The organism is Mycobacterium sp. MUNTM1, assembly GCF_054660795.1.
This window is the reverse complement of the sequence record NZ_BAAGDE010000161.1, coordinates 1-374: the sequence shown is the minus strand read 5'-3', so window position 1 is coordinate 374 and position 374 is coordinate 1. Positions and strand designations below refer to the sequence as shown.

Sequence of the window (374 nt, the reverse complement as noted above, 5' to 3'; positions counted from 1 at the left end):
GTGACGAACCCGCAGCGCACCCCCAGCCTGTTGGCCATGGTGCCGGGCCTGCCCCCGCTCCCGAACTTCTCGTTCCTGCAGCACTAAAGGAAGGCGGCGCGCGCACCCGGAGCCGGGTTCGCGGGCCGACAACCCGGCTCGTATTGTGAGCCCATGCTGATTGCGGGCGTGCTGTGCATGTGTGCGGCGGTGGCCTCGGCGGGGTTCGGCACCTGGTCGCTTGCCCACAACCGGGATTTCGGCGCCACCGCGTTGGCGCTGCGCGCGATGGCGCCGACCCAGTTGGCGGCCGCGGTGATGTTGGCCGCTGGGGGAGCGGTGGCGATGGCCGCCGTCCCAGACACGGCGCTGGTGGTGCTCATCGTCTGTGTGGT

At 70.9% G+C, this 374-nt stretch carries 1 protein-coding gene; it reads left to right on the top strand.

Annotated features, from left to right (window positions below):
• Positions 1-153 precede the first annotated feature (153 nt).
• The coding region (locus ACYQ8K_RS30230) for a hypothetical protein (protein WP_459975065.1) at positions 154-374 on the top strand (221 nt) is incomplete at its 3' end.